General features: G+C 70.2%; 14 protein-coding genes. 1 reads left to right on the forward strand and 13 read right to left on the reverse strand.

Translation table 11 applies throughout. The annotated features are described in order from the left end of the window. Positions 1–63: 63 nt before the first annotated feature. Entirely contained in the window at positions 64–1,077 is a 1,014-nt protein-coding gene (ygfZ, locus tag ACYBYQ_RS10385) for a CAF17-like 4Fe-4S cluster assembly/insertion protein YgfZ (protein ID WP_459618753.1), read from the forward strand. A gap of 74 nt (positions 1,078–1,151) precedes the next feature. Here the strand turns inward: ygfZ and ACYBYQ_RS10390 are convergent, their stop codons facing one another. The 13 genes from ACYBYQ_RS10390 to ACYBYQ_RS10450 form a co-directional block, all read right to left on the reverse strand. Then, positions 1,152–1,841: a VIT1/CCC1 transporter family protein gene (locus tag ACYBYQ_RS10390; protein ID WP_459618662.1), complete on the reverse strand. Its 690-nt coding sequence runs from the start codon at positions 1,839–1,841 to the stop codon at positions 1,152–1,154. Positions 1,842–1,912: 71 nt separating this feature from the next. Beyond that, positions 1,913–2,374 (reverse strand): PaaI family thioesterase, encoded by a 462-nt coding sequence (locus ACYBYQ_RS10395; RefSeq protein ID WP_459618663.1) that lies wholly within the window; start codon positions 2,372–2,374, stop codon positions 1,913–1,915. Between the two features lie 498 nt (positions 2,375–2,872). Next, positions 2,873–3,760 carry a 3-hydroxyisobutyrate dehydrogenase gene (mmsB, locus tag ACYBYQ_RS10400; RefSeq protein WP_459618664.1) on the reverse strand — a complete coding sequence of 296 codons (888 nt, stop codon included), beginning with the start codon at positions 3,758–3,760 and terminating at the stop codon, positions 2,873–2,875. Between the two features lie 48 nt (positions 3,761–3,808). Continuing rightward, positions 3,809–4,975, reverse strand: a complete 1,167-nt coding sequence (locus tag ACYBYQ_RS10405) for an enoyl-CoA hydratase/isomerase family protein (protein ID WP_459618665.1) — start codon at positions 4,973–4,975, stop codon at positions 3,809–3,811. Then, positions 4,972–6,126: an acyl-CoA dehydrogenase family protein gene (locus ACYBYQ_RS10410; protein ID WP_459618666.1), complete on the reverse strand. Its 1,155-nt coding sequence runs from the start codon at positions 6,124–6,126 to the stop codon at positions 4,972–4,974. Before ACYBYQ_RS10410 ends, ACYBYQ_RS10405 begins: the two co-directional genes overlap by 4 nt. 203 nt (positions 6,127–6,329) lie before the next feature. Beyond that, positions 6,330–7,850: an LTA synthase family protein gene (locus ACYBYQ_RS10415; RefSeq protein WP_459614041.1), complete on the reverse strand. Its 1,521-nt coding sequence runs from the start codon at positions 7,848–7,850 to the stop codon at positions 6,330–6,332. Continuing rightward, positions 7,843–8,628 (reverse strand): SDR family NAD(P)-dependent oxidoreductase, encoded by a 786-nt coding sequence (locus ACYBYQ_RS10420; RefSeq protein WP_459614043.1) that lies wholly within the window; start codon positions 8,626–8,628, stop codon positions 7,843–7,845. Before ACYBYQ_RS10420 ends, ACYBYQ_RS10415 begins: the two co-directional genes overlap by 8 nt. Before the next feature lie 80 nt (positions 8,629–8,708). Then, positions 8,709–9,206 (reverse strand): Dps family protein, encoded by a 498-nt coding sequence (locus ACYBYQ_RS10425; RefSeq protein ID WP_459614045.1) that lies wholly within the window; start codon positions 9,204–9,206, stop codon positions 8,709–8,711. 226 nt (positions 9,207–9,432) lie between these two features. Further along, positions 9,433–10,590 carry a porin gene (locus ACYBYQ_RS10430; protein ID WP_459614047.1) on the reverse strand — a complete coding sequence of 386 codons (1,158 nt, stop codon included), beginning with the start codon at positions 10,588–10,590 and terminating at the stop codon, positions 9,433–9,435. 361 nt (positions 10,591–10,951) lie between these two features. Then, on the reverse strand, positions 10,952–11,902 hold the full coding sequence (locus ACYBYQ_RS10435; RefSeq protein WP_459614049.1) for a LysR substrate-binding domain-containing protein: 951 nt from the start codon (positions 11,900–11,902) through the stop codon (positions 10,952–10,954). 58 nt (positions 11,903–11,960) lie between these two features. Further along, positions 11,961–13,952 (reverse strand): ATP-dependent DNA helicase RecG, encoded by a 1,992-nt coding sequence (recG, locus tag ACYBYQ_RS10440; protein WP_459618754.1) that lies wholly within the window; start codon positions 13,950–13,952, stop codon positions 11,961–11,963. Positions 13,953–14,077: 125 nt separating this feature from the next. Beyond that, positions 14,078–14,464 carry a Rid family detoxifying hydrolase gene (locus ACYBYQ_RS10445; protein WP_459614051.1) on the reverse strand — a complete coding sequence of 129 codons (387 nt, stop codon included), beginning with the start codon at positions 14,462–14,464 and terminating at the stop codon, positions 14,078–14,080. A gap of 197 nt (positions 14,465–14,661) precedes the next feature. Continuing rightward, the gene (locus ACYBYQ_RS10450) at positions 14,662–15,552 is read right to left on the reverse strand and encodes a LysR family transcriptional regulator (RefSeq protein ID WP_459614053.1); all 891 of its coding nucleotides are present in this window, start codon (positions 15,550–15,552) and stop codon (positions 14,662–14,664) included. Positions 15,553–15,612 lie beyond the last annotated feature (60 nt).

A 15,612-nucleotide genomic window follows, 5' to 3' on the forward strand; every position in this document is an offset into this window, starting at 1 on the left:
GTGGATATCCCGAGCAACCCGCGCGCGCTCCAGCGCGTCCGCGACCCAACATCCCTGGTATCGATGCACGCTTTCTACGATTCGATTCCGGCCGGCGCCGAAGGAACGCCCCTCTGCGCTCCCCTGTCCGGCCTGCGCGTCCTGGCCGCAGCCGGCGACGATGCCCTGCCCTTCCTGCATGGCCAGCTCACCCAGGACGTCTCCGGCCTGCCCCCGGACCAGGCCCGCCTGGCGGGCTACTGCACCGCCAAGGGCCGCCTGCTGGCCACCCTGGTCATGTGGCTGGCGGCCCCGCAGGCGCCGGCCGACGCGCGCCTGTATGCGCTGGTGCGCGCCGACGTGGCCGAGGCCCTGCTGAAGCGGCTCTCCCTGTTCGTGCTGCGGGCCAAGGTCAAGCTGTCGCTGGCGGCGCTGAACGTGGCCGGCGTGCAGTGCGGGCCGGGGCAAGCGGCCGCCCTGCAGGAAGCCGCCGGCGGCGCGCTGCCGGCCACGCCGTGGCAGCGTGTGGAACTGCCCACGGGCACCTGGATCGCCGCCCCGGCCGCCGCGGGCGATGCCGGCCGCCGCTGGTGGTGGATCGCCGACGACGCGCAACTCGACGGCGCGGCCGCCCTCGCGCGGCACCTGGGCCGCGGCGATGCGCAGGCCTGGCAGGCGGCCGACCTCGCCGCCGGGCTGCCCTGGATAGCCAGTGCCACCCAGGACCTCTTCATTCCCCAGACCGTCAACCTGGACCTGATCGGCGGCGTGAGCTTCACCAAGGGCTGCTACCCCGGCCAGGAAGTGGTGGCGCGCAGCCACTACCGGGGCACCGTGAAGCGCCGCATGGCCTACGGCCAGCTGCATACGCCGGCGGCTGCCCCGCAGCCGGTGCTGCCGGGCACCGACATCTACGATGCCCGCCATCCCGACGAACCCTGCGGCCGGGTCATCGACACGGCCAGCCACCAGGGCGTGGCCCTGCTGTTCGAGACCACGCTGGCCGCCCTGCCCGACGGCGACCTGCGCCTGGGCGCGGCAGATGGCCCGCGCATCGGCGTGCTGCCGCTGCCCTACGCGCTGTCGGCCGAGAGCTGAGCCGCTGAGCCGGGCAGCCGGGAGGGCGTTCGCCACCCCGGGGGATGGGCGCAGCGCGCCGACGGCATTGCCCCCTACACCGCCACGCCGAAGAGCGCGCCCACGGCGGCGGTCAGGCCCATGGCCAGCGCGCCCAGCACCATCACGCGCAGGCAGGCCGGCAGCATCCGGGCCCCGCCTGCGCGCGCCGCGATGGCGCCCAGCAGCCCCAGGCAAAGCACCGAAGCCACCACCACCGTGCCGATCAGATGCGGCAGCGGCGCGGCCGCCGAGACTGCCAGGGGCAGCGCCGCGCCGGCGGCGAAAGACGCGGCCGAGGCCAGGGCTGCCTGCAGCGGCCGGGCGCGATTGTGCATCGAGATGCCGAGCTCGTCGCGCGCATGCGCGTCCAGCGCATCGTGGCGCGTCAGTTGCCGCGCCACTTCGTCTGCCAGGTCCGGTGTGAGCCCGCGCTTGACGTAGATGCCCGCGAGCTCCTTCAGTTCCTGGGCCGAATTGCCCAGCAGCGAGCGCTGTTCGAGCGCGAGATCGGCGGCTTCGGTATCGGCCTGGCTGCGCACGGAGACGTATTCCCCCGCCGCCATCGAAAGCGCGCCGGCGGCCAGGCCGGCCAGGCCCGACGTGATGATCGCGCCATGGCTGGTCTGGGCCGCCGCCACGCCTGCGATGAGGCTCGCGGTGGAGACGATGCCGTCATTGGCGCCGAGCACGGCGGCGCGGAGCCAGCCGGTACGGAAGATGCGGTGATATTGGCGTGCAGGCATGGGGTGGAACGTGGGGGATGAGGCGGGACTGGACCGGTGGCGCGAGTATAGCGAGCGCTGCGGATGGCCGGTCAGCGCGGCGTCATGCGCACCAGGGTCATCATGCCCGCCACGCACAAGGTGGCTGCGCCGTCCCGCCAGGCGTGCACCTCGGCCTGGCACACCGCCAGCCGCCCGCCCGCCTTGAGCACGCGGCCCGTGGCCACGAATGCCTCGCCGGCGGCCGGGGCCAGGAAGTTCATCTTGAACTCCGCCGTGAGCACGTCGTCCTGCGGCCCGAAGACGCTGAGCGCGGCATAGCCCCCTGCGCTGTCGGCGATGGTGGTCACGATGCCGGCGTGCAGGTAGCCGTTCTGCTGGCAGAGATCGGCGCGGTACGGCAACCGGATCTCCACGCGCCCGGGCGCGAGTTCTCCCAGCGCTGCGCCGATCAGGCCCATCACCGTCTGGCGCGCGAAACTGGCGCGCACGCGGTCGAGCGCGCCGTCTTCCCCGACGGGAAGTTCGCCCTCGAGGCGGCTCGGCGGGGTCATGGTGCCCCCTTGGCGCTGCGCGCCGTCCCCCCGAGGGGGATATTCGCCCTTGAGGCGGCTCGGCGGGGTCATGGTGCCCCCTTGGCGCTGCGCGCCGTCCCCCCGAGGGGGATATTCGCCCTTGAGGCGGCTCGGCGGGCTCATGGTGCCCCCTTGGCGCTGCGCGCCGTCCCCCCGAGGGGGATATTCGCCCTTGAGGCGGCTCGGCGGGCTCATGGTGCCCCCTTGGCGCTGCGCGCCGTCCCCCCGAGGGGGATATTCGCCCTTGAGGCGGCTCGGCGGGCTCATGGTGCCCCCTTGGCGCTGCGCGCCGTCCCCCCGAGGGGGATATTCGCCCTTGAGGCGGCTCGGCGGGGTCATGGTGCCCCCTTGGCGCTGCGCGCCGTCCCCCCGAGGGGGAATTCGCCCTTGAGGCGGCTCGGCGGGGTCATGGTGCCCCCTTGGCGCTGCGCGCCGTCCCCCCAAGGGGGAATTCGCCCTTGAGGCGGCTCTGCGGGCTCATGGCTCGCGGCGGTAGAGCCGCAGGATGCTGGAGAAGTCGAGCTGGCCGTTGCCGTCCTGGCTGTGCAGGGCGTAGAGGTTGCGGGCGAGTTCGCCCAGGGGCACGGCGCTGCGGGCGGCCAGTGCGGCTTCGGCCGCCAGGCCGAGGTCCTTGAGCATGAGGTCGGTGCCGAACCCGCCGGCGTAGCCGTTCGAAGCGGGCGCATGCGGCATCACGCCGGGCCAGGGGTTGTAGAGTTCGGTGGCCCAGTTGCGCCCCGAGCTCTTGGCGATGATGTCCGACAGCACCTGCGGATCCAGGCCGTTGGCGGCGCCCAGGGCCAGCGCCTCGGCGGTGCCGGCCATGAGGATGCCGAGCAGCATGTTGTTGCAGATCTTGGCCACCTGGCCCGCGCCGGCTTCCCCGGCGTGGAAGATGTTCTTGCCCATCTGGGCCAGCACCGGCCGCGCGCGCTCGAGGTGGGCGGCTTCGCCGCCCACGATGAAGGTCAGCGTGCCGGCCGCGGCGCCGCCGGTGCCGCCGGACACGGGGGCGTCCAGCATGGCCAGGCCGCGGGCCTGCGCCGCCGCGGCCACCTTGCGCGTGGACGCCGGCGCGATGGTGCTGCAGTCGATGACGAGGGCGCCCTGCCCGATGCTGCCCAGCAGGTCCGCCTCGAGATACAGTCCCTCTACGTGCTTGCCGGCGGGCAGCATGGTGATGACGATCTCGGCGCCGGCCACCGCGGACTCGGCCGAATCCGCGGCCTGCGCGCCGGCCTCGGCGAGCCGGGCCACGGCCGCCGGGACCAGGTCGTGCACGGCCAGCTCGTGCCCTGCCTTGACCAGGTTCAGCGCCATCGGGGCGCCCATGTTGCCCAGGCCGATGAATGCGATACGCGCCATGTGTGTCTCCTCGTTGATTGTGTGCGCGGTGCGGGTGCGTTCTACGTTCTACGTGTGTCCCAGGTCGGCCAGCGGATGGGCCTGCCCTTCGGGCCATGGCGGCTCGAAGAAGCGCTGCACCCATTCGGGCGTGGCCTCCTGCAGCGTGGCGGGATTCCAGCGCGGCCGCTTGTCCTTGTCGATCAGCAGCGCGCGGATGCCCTCGGCCAGGTCCCCGTGGGCCGTGCAGGCCAGGGCCGCGATGTATTCGATGCGGAACACGTCTTCCAGGCCGCGCAGCCGGGTCTGCTGCTGCAGCGCATACGAGAGCCGCGCCGAGCCCGGGGAGCCGGCAAGCAGGGTGGCGGCCGCGCGCGCCAGCCAGGGATCCGCGTGGCCGGCAAGCCCCGCGATCTGTTCATGGATCGCCTCGAGCCGCGTCTCGCCGCAGATCCCGTTGATCAGGAAAGCATGCTGGCGCAGCGGCCCGGGCTCGAGGGGGGCTGCGGGCTCGAACTTGAGCAGCGCCTGGCGCAGCAGGCCGTCGTTGATGGAGCGCGGGGCCGCGGCGCCGCGCTGCCCGGCCGGGCCGCCCGCCCACGGCTGGTGCAGCAGCGATTCGCAGAACGCGGGCCAGTCGGCCGCCTCCAGGCGGAAATCGGCCAGGCCGGCATAGAAGGCATCCGACACGCCCAGCTGCGCGCCGGTGAGCGCGAGGAACAGGCCGGTGCGTCCCGGCATGCGGTTGAGCGCCCAGCTGGCGCCCACGTCGGGAAACAGGCCGATGCTGATCTCGGGCATGGCGACGCGCGCGTCGGTGCTCAGCACGCGGTGGCTGGCGCCCATCATCAGCCCCACGCCGCCGCCCATGACGATGCCGCGGCCCCAGCACAGCAGCGGCTTGGGATAGGTATGGATGAAGTAGTCGAGACGATACTCGTGCTCGAAGAACTGCCGGGCGTACGGATTGGCCCAGGCGCCCTGCCCGGCGTGCTCGCGCATGCTGCGGTACAGCCCATGGAGGTCGCCGCCGGCGCAGAAGGCTTTCTCGCCGGCGCCCTGCAGGATCACCATGGCCACGGCACTGTCGTCGGCCCAGGCGCGCAGCCGCGCATGCAGCAGGTCGACCATTTCGAGCGACAGGCTGTTCAGGGCCTGCGGCGCGTTGAGCGTGGCCACGCCCAGCCGCATGCCGGTGTCGGTGTAGCGCTCTTCGAACAGCACGGGGGCATTCATCGGATGTCGGCTCCTTTTTCGAGCAGTTGGCGGGCCACGATCACGCGCATGATCTCGTTGGTGCCCTCCAGGATCTGATGTACGCGAGTATCGCGCACCAGGCGCTCCAGCGGATAGTCCCGCAGGTAGCCGTAGCCCCCGTGGATCTGCTGCGCGTCCAGGCAGACCTGGAAGCCCATGTCGGTGGCGAAGCGCTTGGCCATGGCGCAATAAGTGGACGCGTCCGGGGAATCGCCGTCGAGCTTGCAGGCGGCCAGGCGCACCATCTGGCGCGAGGCAACCAGGTGGGTGGCCATGTCGGCCAGCTTGAACTGCAGCGCCTGGAACTCGGCCAGCCGGCGGTTGAACTGGCGGCGCTCGCCCATGTAGCGGCGCGCGGCGTCCAGGGCGCCCTGTGCCGCGCCCACCGAGCAGGTGGCGATGTTGATCCGGCCGCCGTCCAGGCCCTTCATGGCGATCTTGAAGCCTTCGCCCTCCTCGCCCAGCATGTGCCCGGCCGGCACGTACACGCGCTCGAAGGTGATGGGCCGGGTCGACTGGCTGTTCCAGCCCATCTTGGTTTCCTTGCGGCCGTACGAGATGCCCTCGCTGTCGGCGGGCACCGCAAAGGCGCTGATGCCGCCCGGACCGGGCCCGCCGGTGCGGGCCATCACCACCAGCAGGTCGGTGTCGCCGCCGCCCGAGATGAAGGCCTTGGCGCCCGAGATGCGAAAGCCTGCGCCGTCGCGCTCGGCCCGGGTGGCCAGCGACGCGGCGTCGGAGCCCGCCCCGGGCTCGGTGAGGCAGTAGGAAGCCAGCTTGCGTCCGCTGGACAGCGCCTCGCCCCAGGCCTCGCACAGTTCCGGCGTGCCCCAGCGCCCCACCATCCAGGTGGCCATGTTGTGGATCGTGAGAAAGGCCGTGGTGGACGGATCGACCGCCGCCATTTCCTCGAACACCAGGGTGGCGTCCAGGCGGGGCAGCCCCAGCCCGCCTATCGCCTCGCTGGCGTAGAGTCCGCAGAAGCCCAGTTCGCCCGCGCGGGCAAAGGCCTCCCGCGGAAAGATGCCGGCCTCGTCCCAATGGGCGGCGTTCGGCGCCAGCTCGCCCTGCGCGTACTCGCGCGCGGCCTGCGCGAAGGCGCGCTGCTCCTCCGTGAGTTCCAGATCCATGGCGGTCTCCTCGTTGCCCCGGCGTGCGGAGTGGCCCGCCGACCGGCGTTGGCGTGCCTCTGGGCGCGCCCTGGTTTTATACCTTACGTTGACGTAAACGTCATGCCTGCAATGCTACGCCCGGATCATTGCAGCTTCTGTCCTGCCCGCGACAATGTCGCCGGATGCGGACACGGTGCGTACGGCGATCGGGGTAAGCAGGTCTAGAGCCGCTGCGCCAGCTGCAGCGCCAGCTCCTCCACCCGGACATCGACGGCCTGGCCATGGCCGGGCGCATCGGACTGCCACACCAGGTAGTCGGTCGCGCCGTCGGGCGCCCCCAGGCGCCGGTAGACGTCGGCCATGATGGGCACGTGGTCGCCATAGATGCATAGCACGCCGGGCCGCGCGCGGGCCCGCAGGCAATCGGCCAGCGCCGCGAAGCTGCGGTCGGCGTTGACCAGGTGCCTGGCATACGCCACCAGGTCCTCGCAGCCCGGCGGCATGGGCGCCTGCAGCACCCGGGCGGCATCTTCGTCGGAAACGTCTTCGAGATGCAGCGGCCCGTGGTTCTCCATGGTGATCACATGGACGTACAGCGGCGGGCCATCGGCATGCGCGTCGAGCAGTTGCCGCACGTAGTCCGCCACGGCCTGGTCGCCCACGTAGGGGCCGCAGCAAGGCGCATCGCCGAAAGCCGAGATGTCGATGAATTCGTCGAAGCCCAGCCGGGGCAGCACGCGGTCGCGCTGGTAGAAGCTGCCGTGGTAGGGATGCACGCAGACGGTGCGGTACCCCTGGCTCCTGAGCCAGGAGGCCAGCGTGGCTATCCCGTGCCCTGCCAGCCGGCGATAGGGGTTGTAGCGGTGCACGCCCAGTTGCCCCTCCGCCAGGCCCGACAGGAAGGCGAACTCGGTGCGCACCGTATTCGCGCCCCATACCGCGACCTGCAGGCGCCCCTGCGCCACGGCCTGGGCGCGCAATGCGTCGAAGTTCGCCAGCACCGACTGCCGCACCAGCGCGGGATAGGCGCGCCGCGCATCGAAGAACGACTCGCTCTGGATGCAGACCAGGTCGCGCCGCGCCGCGGTCGGCAGCATGCGCCGGGGGCCTGCGCCGAAGGGCGCGGCCGCGGCGAGGTGATCGACCGGCTCGCGTTCGCTGCGGCCGTACCACCAGAGCGCCGCCAGCAGGCCCAGCCTGCGCAGATCGCCGGCCGCATCGAACGTGAGCTGCGGTTTGCGGCGGGCGGCGGCGCAGGCCAGCGCCAGGCCGGCCGCGGCCAGCGCGGCGACGGCCAGGTAGAACGGCCCCGCCGCCGCCACGATGGAGGGCTCCAGCGTGAAGCCGAGCCACAGGGCCGCGCCATAGCTCGCGATGCCAATCACCACCGGTGCGGGGCTGAGGAACGGCAGGTACAGCCTGGGATGCCGCACGGCATCCCAGAAATAGTCGAAATCGGGATAGACGAAGGGCTCGTTCAGCACCCGGTGCTTGGCGTTGTTGACCACCACCAGCACGATTTCCAGGGCCAGCACGTTGGCCACGGCGAAGTACGGCCGCTGGAACAGCGCCAGCGCCAGCGCGTAGGCCAGCGTCCATGTGCCGGCATGTATGCCCAGCGCCGCGACCGGGCGGCGCCATGGCGCCTGCGGGCGCGGCGCAAGAAAGGCCTCCACCAGCCACGACAGCGCGCAGCCGCCGAAGTACGACAAGGCGAGGCCCGGCCAGAACACTTCAGGCACCGCCGTAGCCCAGCAACCTGAGGATGCGGCCCGAGGCCGCCGGCGGCAGCACCGACAGCAGGAAGCACCCCAGGTTCAGCGGAAAGGGAAAGCTGATGCGTGCGCGATCGCGCGCCAGGCCCAGCCGGATCGCCCGCGCCGCGCGCGGCGCCTGCCACAGGAAAGGCTTGGGCCCCGGCATGGCGGCGCACATCGCCGACTCGACGTAGCCCGGCATGATCACGTTGATCTTCACGCCGGTGCCCGCCAGCGCGTCGCGCATGGCTTCGCCATAGGCTTTCACCGCGGCCTTGCTGGCACTGTAGCTGGGCGTCTCGGGCAGGCCGCGCCACGCCGCCAGCGAGCTCACCAGCGCGATCTGGCCGCTGCCGCGGGCCCGCATGGCAGGCAGGCTGGCCTGCACCGTGGCCATGGCCGCCCTGATGTTGACCTCGTACAGGCCCAGCATGTCGTCCCAGGATTCGCCCTGGCGGCCGGGGCCGGTACTGATGTTGACGCCGGCGTTCACCACCACCAGCTCGGGCGCTTCGCTGGCGCCCATCTCGCCGAGCCACTGCATCAGCGCCTGGTGGTCGCGCACGTCCAGCACCTGGGTGAGCACGCGCGCGCCCAGCGCCCGGCAATCGCCGGCCAGCGCCTGCAGCACGTCGGCGTTGCGGCCCTGCAGGATCAGCGTGGCCGTGCCTGCGCGGGCATATTCCTGCGCCAGCGCCCGGCCTATGCCGCCGGTGGCGCCCGTGATCAGGACGCAGCCCGGGACCATCGGGGAAGGAGTCATGGAGGCATCAAAAAAACCGGCCGATGCTCCGGCCCCGTTCGGGGCGGGAGGCATCGGCCCGTCATGGGCTGCCGGAAGGCTTACTGCAGCAGGCTGCGCAGCATCCAGGCGTTCTTTTCGTGGATGTCCAGGCGCTGCGTGAGCAGGTCGGCAGTGGGCTGGTCGTTGGCGGCGTCGGCCTTGTCGAAGGCGGCGCGCGCGGTCTGGGCGACGGCTTCATTGCCTTCCACCAGGATGCGCACCATTTCCAGGGCCTCGGGAATCGACTTGGGTTCCTCGATGCTGCTCAGCTTGGCGTATTCGCGATAGGTGCCGGGCGCGTAGTGGCCCAGGGCACGGATGCGTTCGGCGATGCTGTCGAGCGCGTTCCACTCCTCGGTGTACTGCTCCATGAACATGGTGTGCAGCGTGTTGAAAAGCGGGCCGGTGACGTTCCAGTGGAAATTGTGGGTCGTCAGGTACAGCGTGTACGAGTCGGCCAGCAGTTTCGACAGCTCGGCTGCCACGGCCGCGCGATCCTTCTCGGAGATGCCGATGTTGATGCGCGGCGCGGCGTTGTTCTTGGAGGGCTTTGCCATGTAAGACTCCTTCTGGTGAGGACGGGGACACAACTAAGGATACCACTGCACAATGCGGTTTTTGCAGCAAACTCCGGGCAGACGATGGGATCGACGCTGCGGCGTTCTTGCATGGCGGCGGCGCTGCCCGCGCATGGCGAAAAAAAGCCACCCTGGAAACCAGGGTGGCAAATGGAATAGGCGCCCGGACTCTGCTCAAAGCGGGACGCCAGCCACAATGGACGCGTCAGAAGCGGTGGCGGATACCCATGCCGACCGTGTACATCTTGTTGCCCTCGATGAACGAGTAGGCATCGGCGTAGGAACCGAAGGCATACAGGTTCGTGCGCTTGGACAGATCGTAGGTTGCGCCCAGGCTGTAGACGTCCATCGTCTCGAGGCCCTTGTTGGGATCGGCGCGCTGCCACGACACATACGCCTTGCTGGCGCCGCCGATCGGGGCGCTCAGGCCGACCATGTACGAGTTGATCTTCAGGCCGTCCCAGCTGAAGCGGTCGGCGGTGTAGCCGTCGCCGCGCGAGGGGGGATCGTTCGGCGCCAGGCCGTAGTCGAAGGTCGTGCCGGCACCCAGGGCGTAGTCCTGGCCCCAGATGACGCCGTCTTCGGTGCGGCCGTAGGCCAGCGCCAGCTTGACCACTTCGAAGTCGTAGGCGCCGCCCAGGATCAGCTGCTTGGGCTGAGGCTGGCTCGGATACAGGAACTGGTGATCGTAGGTCAGGGCCACGGTGAGCGGACCGTTGCCGTACTTCAGGCCTGCGGTGATGGCGCGGTTGTTCTCGTCGTCTTCGAAGTTGTTCGGGCCGTTGACGGTGTCGAACGAGAACGCGTAGCCCACGCCGGCCTGGAAGCCGCCGAAGTTCGGCGTCTGGTACATGATCATGTTGTCGTAGCGGACCGTGTTCGCGGCGCTGAAGGCGCTGCCCATCGACGCGGTGCTGAAGTCGGTGCCGAACGGATCGATGTCGCCGAAGTAGTCGGACGCGAGGTTGGTGCGGCGGCCCAGGTCCAGCGAGCCGAAGGACGCGTTCGACACGCCGATCGTGGCCTGGCGGCCGAACAGGCGGCCATCCTGGTCGCGGGTGCCGTCGTTGGCGGCAAAGCCGCTTTCGAGCACGAAATTCACATTCCAGCCGTCGCCCAGGTCTTCGACGCCGCGCAGACCCCAGCGCGAACCGCTCTGGAGACCGCTGCCCATGCCGATGTGGCTGCGATAGTCGCCGCCGTACAGCGGACGGTTGGCGTCCTCGGTGCCGACCTTGCCGCGCTGGTAGGTCAGACCCAGATCGATCAATCCGTATAGCGTGACCGAAGTTTCAGCATATGCGGCCGTGCCGGTCATCATTGCGAGCACGGCGGCCGTCAACAGGGTTTTTCTTGGTTGCATGGCAGTCAGTCCCAGAAATTGGTCGAAGTTGCAGTTCCGCGCTGTCTTGACGCGGAACTTAATCGCTAGCCTAGCAATATGGAAGACGGCGGTACTTCTGAAATTTTCCGGTCACGACAAGTTGATACCGAAACTGCAACCAAATCGTGCGTTTCCCGGGGAAGACCGCTTCGGAATGCAACCAGCCTGTTACTGCTGAATTCATCGCCGCGCAGTGTAGATATGGCGGGCAAACAACACGTACCCCTGGAGATGGCCCTGCCGCCGGGCATGACGGGCGCCGTGGCCCGCATCGCGCAGACCCGTGGCATGGACATCATTGGTCGGGATGCGACACGTTATGGCACGTCGCGACGCATTTTCAGGCGTCGACCGGCTGGGCTTGGGCGTCCAGCATCTTCACGCCGGGAAGCCCGCAGGCATACACGGCCTCGGCCAGCGCCTGCACGGCCGCCATGCGCGGGAAGCTGCGCCGCCACGCCAGCACCACCCTGCGCTCGGGCGTCTGGCGCGCGAAGGGAATGTAGCGCAGCAGCGGCTTCTCCGGCGGGTTCTCGGGGATGGCGGTCACCGGCAGCACCGTCACGCCGATGCCGGCCGCCACCATGTGGCGTATGGTCTCCAGCGAGGAGCCCTCGAACGTGCGCTGGATACCGTCGCTGGCCGCGGAGAAGCGCGACAGTTCCGGACAGACCTCCAGCACCTGGTCCCGGAAGCAATGGCCGCTGCCCAGCAGCAGCATGGTCTGCTGCTTGAGGTCCTCGGCGTCGATGGCCTTGGCGTCGGCCCAGGGGTGGTCGTGCGGCACGGCCACCACGAAAGGCTCGTCGTAGAGCGGCTGCATCACCAGTCCCGCCTCCGGCAGCGGCAGGGCCATGATGGCGCAGTCGATCTCGCCCTGGCGCAGCAGTTCCACCAGCCGCACCGTGAAGTTCTCCTGCAGCAGCAGCGGCATCTGGGGGGTGCGCTCGATCTGGGTGGGCACCAGCCGCGGCAGCAGGTAGGGCCCGATGGTATGGATCACGCCCACGCGCAGCGGCCCGGCCAGCGGATCATGGCCCTGCCGCGCGATCTCCTTGATGCTCGCGCTTTCCTCCAGCACCTTCTGGGCCTGGGCGACGATGCGCTGGCCGATGGGCGTGACGCCCACCTCGCTGCCGCCGCGCTCGAACAGCGTGACGCCGAGCTCGTCCTCGAGCTTGCGTATGGCCACCGAGAGCGTGGGCTGGCTGACGAAACAGGCCTCCGCGGCGCGGCCGAAATGGCGTTCGCGCGCGACCGCAACGATGTATTTGAGTTCTGTGAGAGTCATGGCTGGGGCGGGTGGACGAGGGTCGGAAGGGATGGGACGCAGCAGGTCGGACGGGAGTTCATGTGCGCAGGAAGTCTTCGCGCCCGCGCATCCAGCGGGCCAGATGGGCCTCGACTGCCGCCGGATGCGCTGCGCGCAGCCATGCGGCCGCCTCGCGCGCCTGTTCGGCGATGGCGGCATCGACTTCGAGGTCGGCAAAACGCAGCAGCGCCAGGCCCGATTGGCGCGTGCCGAGGAATTCGCCAGGGCCGCGCTGGGCCAGGTCGCGCCGGGCGATCTCGAAGCCGTCGGACGTCTCGAACATGGCGCGCAGGCGCTCGCGCGCCACTTGCGACAGCGGCGTGGCATACAGCAGCACGCACACCGATTCGGCGCTGCCCCGCCCTACCCGGCCGCGCAGCTGGTGCAATTGCGCCAGCCCGAAGCGTTCCGCATGTTCGATCACCATCAGCGAGGCGTTGGGCACGTCGACCCCGACCTCGATCACGGTGGTGGCCACCAGCAGGTCGATCCCGCCGTCGCGGAATGCCTGCATCACCGCGGCCTTCTCCGCCTGCGGCAGGCGTCCGTGCACCAGCCCGATGCGCAGGTCGTGCAGCGCGACGCGCAGGGTTTCATACGTGTCGACCGCGGTCTGCAGCTCCAGCGCCTCGCTCTCCTCCACCAGCGGGCAGACCCAATAGGCCTGCCGCCCCTGGCGCGCAGCCTGGGCGATGTGGGCGATGACCTCGTCGCGGCGGGCGTCGGAGACCAGCTTGGTGACGACCGGCGTGCGGCCCGGCGGCAGTTCGTCGATGACCGACACATCCAGGTCGGCGAAGAAGGTCATGGCGAGCGTGCGCGGAATGGGCGTGGCGCTCATGTTGAGCTGGTGCGGCACGACGACGCCGTCGGCGGCCTCGCCCTTGCGCGACAGCGCCAGGCGCTGGCCCACGCCGAACCGGTGCTGCTCGTCGACGATGGACAGGCCGAGCCGCTGGAAAGAGACGTGGTCCTGGATCAGGGCCTGGGTGCCGACCACAAGCTGGACTTCCCCCGCGGCGGCGGCGGCGGCCGCCTCGCGCCGCGCCCGCGCTGGCAGGCTGCCGCTGAGCCAGGCCACCGAGACGCCCAGCGGCTCGAGCCAGCTCACCAGCTTGCGGAAGTGCTGCTCGGCCAGGATCTCGGTGGGCGCCATCAGGGCCACCTGGGCGCCGCAGGCCATGGCCTGTGCCGCGGCCACGGCGGCCACCACGGTCTTGCCGCTGCCCACGTCCCCCTGCAGCAGCCTGTGCATGGGATACGACTGGCCCATGTCGGCCGCGATCTCCTCCACCACGCGGCGCTGCGCGGCGGTGAGCGCGAACGGCAGCGCGGCATAGAGCCGCTCGACCAGGTTCCCCGGCTCCCGCGGCATGGGCAGGGCCTGCGCCCGCTTGCTGCGCCGGCCGGCGCGGGCCGCGGCCAGCGAGAGCTGCTGGGCCAGCAGTTCGTCGAACTTGATGCGGCGCCACGCGGGATGCGCGCGCTCGATGAGCTCATGCTCGGAGACCCCCGGCGGCGGCGCGTGCAGCATCCGTATGGCGGGCTCGAAGGGCATCAGGTCGTAGCGCTCGCGCGCCGCCTCGGGCAGCGTGTCGGCCAGGCTGGCCTGGGCCAGCGCCTGCGCCACGGCCTTGCGCAGCGTGGGCTGCGGCAGGCCGTCGGTGCTGGGATAGACCGGCGTGAGCGCGGTGGGCAGCGGCGCGTCGGCGCTGCTCATGCGCGGATGCACCATCTCGCGCCCGAACAGGCCGCCGCGCACCTCGCCGCGGGCCCGCAGGCGCCGTCCTGCGGCCAGCTGTTTCTGCTGGCTGGGATAGAAATTGAGCCAGCGCAGCTGCAGCTCGCCGCTGTCGTCGGCCATCACGGCCGTGAGCTGGCGGCGCGGGCGGTACAGCACCTCGCTGCGCAGTATCTCGCCCTCGACCTGCGCGGCAAGGCCGGGCCGCAGCTGCCCGATGGGCGTGATGCGGGTTTCGTCTTCATAGCGCAGCGGCAGGTGCAGCACGAAATCATCGGGCGCCGCCAGGCCCAGGCTGCGCAGCTTGCGCTCGGTGTCGGACAGGGCCGGCTGCGCCGACCGGGGCGGCGCAGTGCGCGGCTTGCGGGCCACGGCGGAGTTCGCCATCACGGATGGAATCGCGCCTGCGGGCGTCAGAGCACCAGCACGGCTTCGACTTCGAACTGTGCGCCCTTGGGCAAGCTGGCCACGCCGACGGTGGAGCGCGCCGGGAAAGGCTGGGGAATGATCTCGGCCATGATGGCATTGGCCGCCGTGAACTTGTTGAGGTCGGTGAGGAACAGCGTGAGCTTGACGATGTTGTCGAGCGTGCCGCCAGCCTCCTCGATCACGGCCTGCATGTTGGCGAAGGCCTGGCGCACCTGCGCATCGAAGTTCTCGGAAACGAGCTCGCCCGTTCCGGGCTCCAGGCCGATCTGGCCCGAGAGATAGACGGTCTTGCCGCCCGTGGCGGCCACCGCCTGCGAGTAAGGGCCGACCGCGGCCGGGGCGGCATCGGTATGGATGATCTGCTTGCTCATGGGGAGTCCTTGGAAAGGAAAACGGTGAATGACTGACTATCGGAGTGTAGCGACCAATAGCCCAACGTCCAAGCACATCGCGGCACGATGCGCGATGCGTCGATCATAGAGGCTCTGCGTGCTGGCCGACAGCCTCCGACACCGCCCGAAATGCCGCGTGACACCTCGCATTGAAGGTGCGCCGGGGCGGCTGCGGTTCAGCCCAGGCTGGCGCGATGCGCCAGCAGCAGATCGTAGAACGCCTGCGCCGCAGCCGACAGCGTCCGGCCCTTGCGCCGCACCAGGTACAGCGGACGCGTGAGCGCGCGGCCCTGCAGCGGCTTGATGGCCAGCCCGGGCCGCTGGAAATGGAACAGGGTCATGGCCGGCACCACGCTCACGCCCAGCCCTGCGGAGACCAGTCCGGTGACGGTGGCCAGGTGCTCCACCTCCAGCAGCGGCGCCACGGCGTCGGCGCCCAGGGCTTCGTCCAGATGCTTGCGCACGCTGCTGCCGCGCGCCAGCTGTATGACGGGCCAGCGGCCCAGCTCGCGCAGCGGCACCCGGGCGCGCAAGGCCAGGGGATGGTCGTCGCGGCAGACCAGGTAGAAGCGGTCGGCGTGCAGGAACTCGCTGTCCAGCCCCGACATGTCGGCGCGGCGGGCCGCCACGGCGAAATCCACCTCGCCCCGCTGGACCATGTCCAGGCAGGGGTCCAGCAGCGCATCGCGCAGCTGCAGCACGATGCCCGGGTACTCGGTGTGGAAGCGCGCCAGCAGGCCCGGCAGCCAGCCGGCGGCCAGCGACGGCAGCGCCGCCACGGCCAGCCGCCCGCGGCGGCGCGCGGCATAGTCGCGCAGGTCGTCCATGACCAGCTCGAATTCACCCAGCAGGCGCCGGGCGGAGGTCTCCAGCACGCGGCCTTCGGCCGTGAGCTCGACCCGCCGGGTGTTGCGGTCGAAGAGCCGCACGCCGGCCGTGTCTTCCAGCGTGCGGATCAGGGCGCTGAAGGCGGGCTGCGTGAGGTGGCAGCGTTGCGCGGCGCGGGTGAAATGCTTCTCCTCGGCCAGGGCCACGAAGGCGCGCAGTTGGCGCGATGACAGATTCATAGAGAACTTGGATTAATTGATCCCATATTTCTATTTTACGTATGAAGCGGCCGTGCCTAT

This window comes from Bordetella sp. 2513F2 (assembly GCF_054642735.1).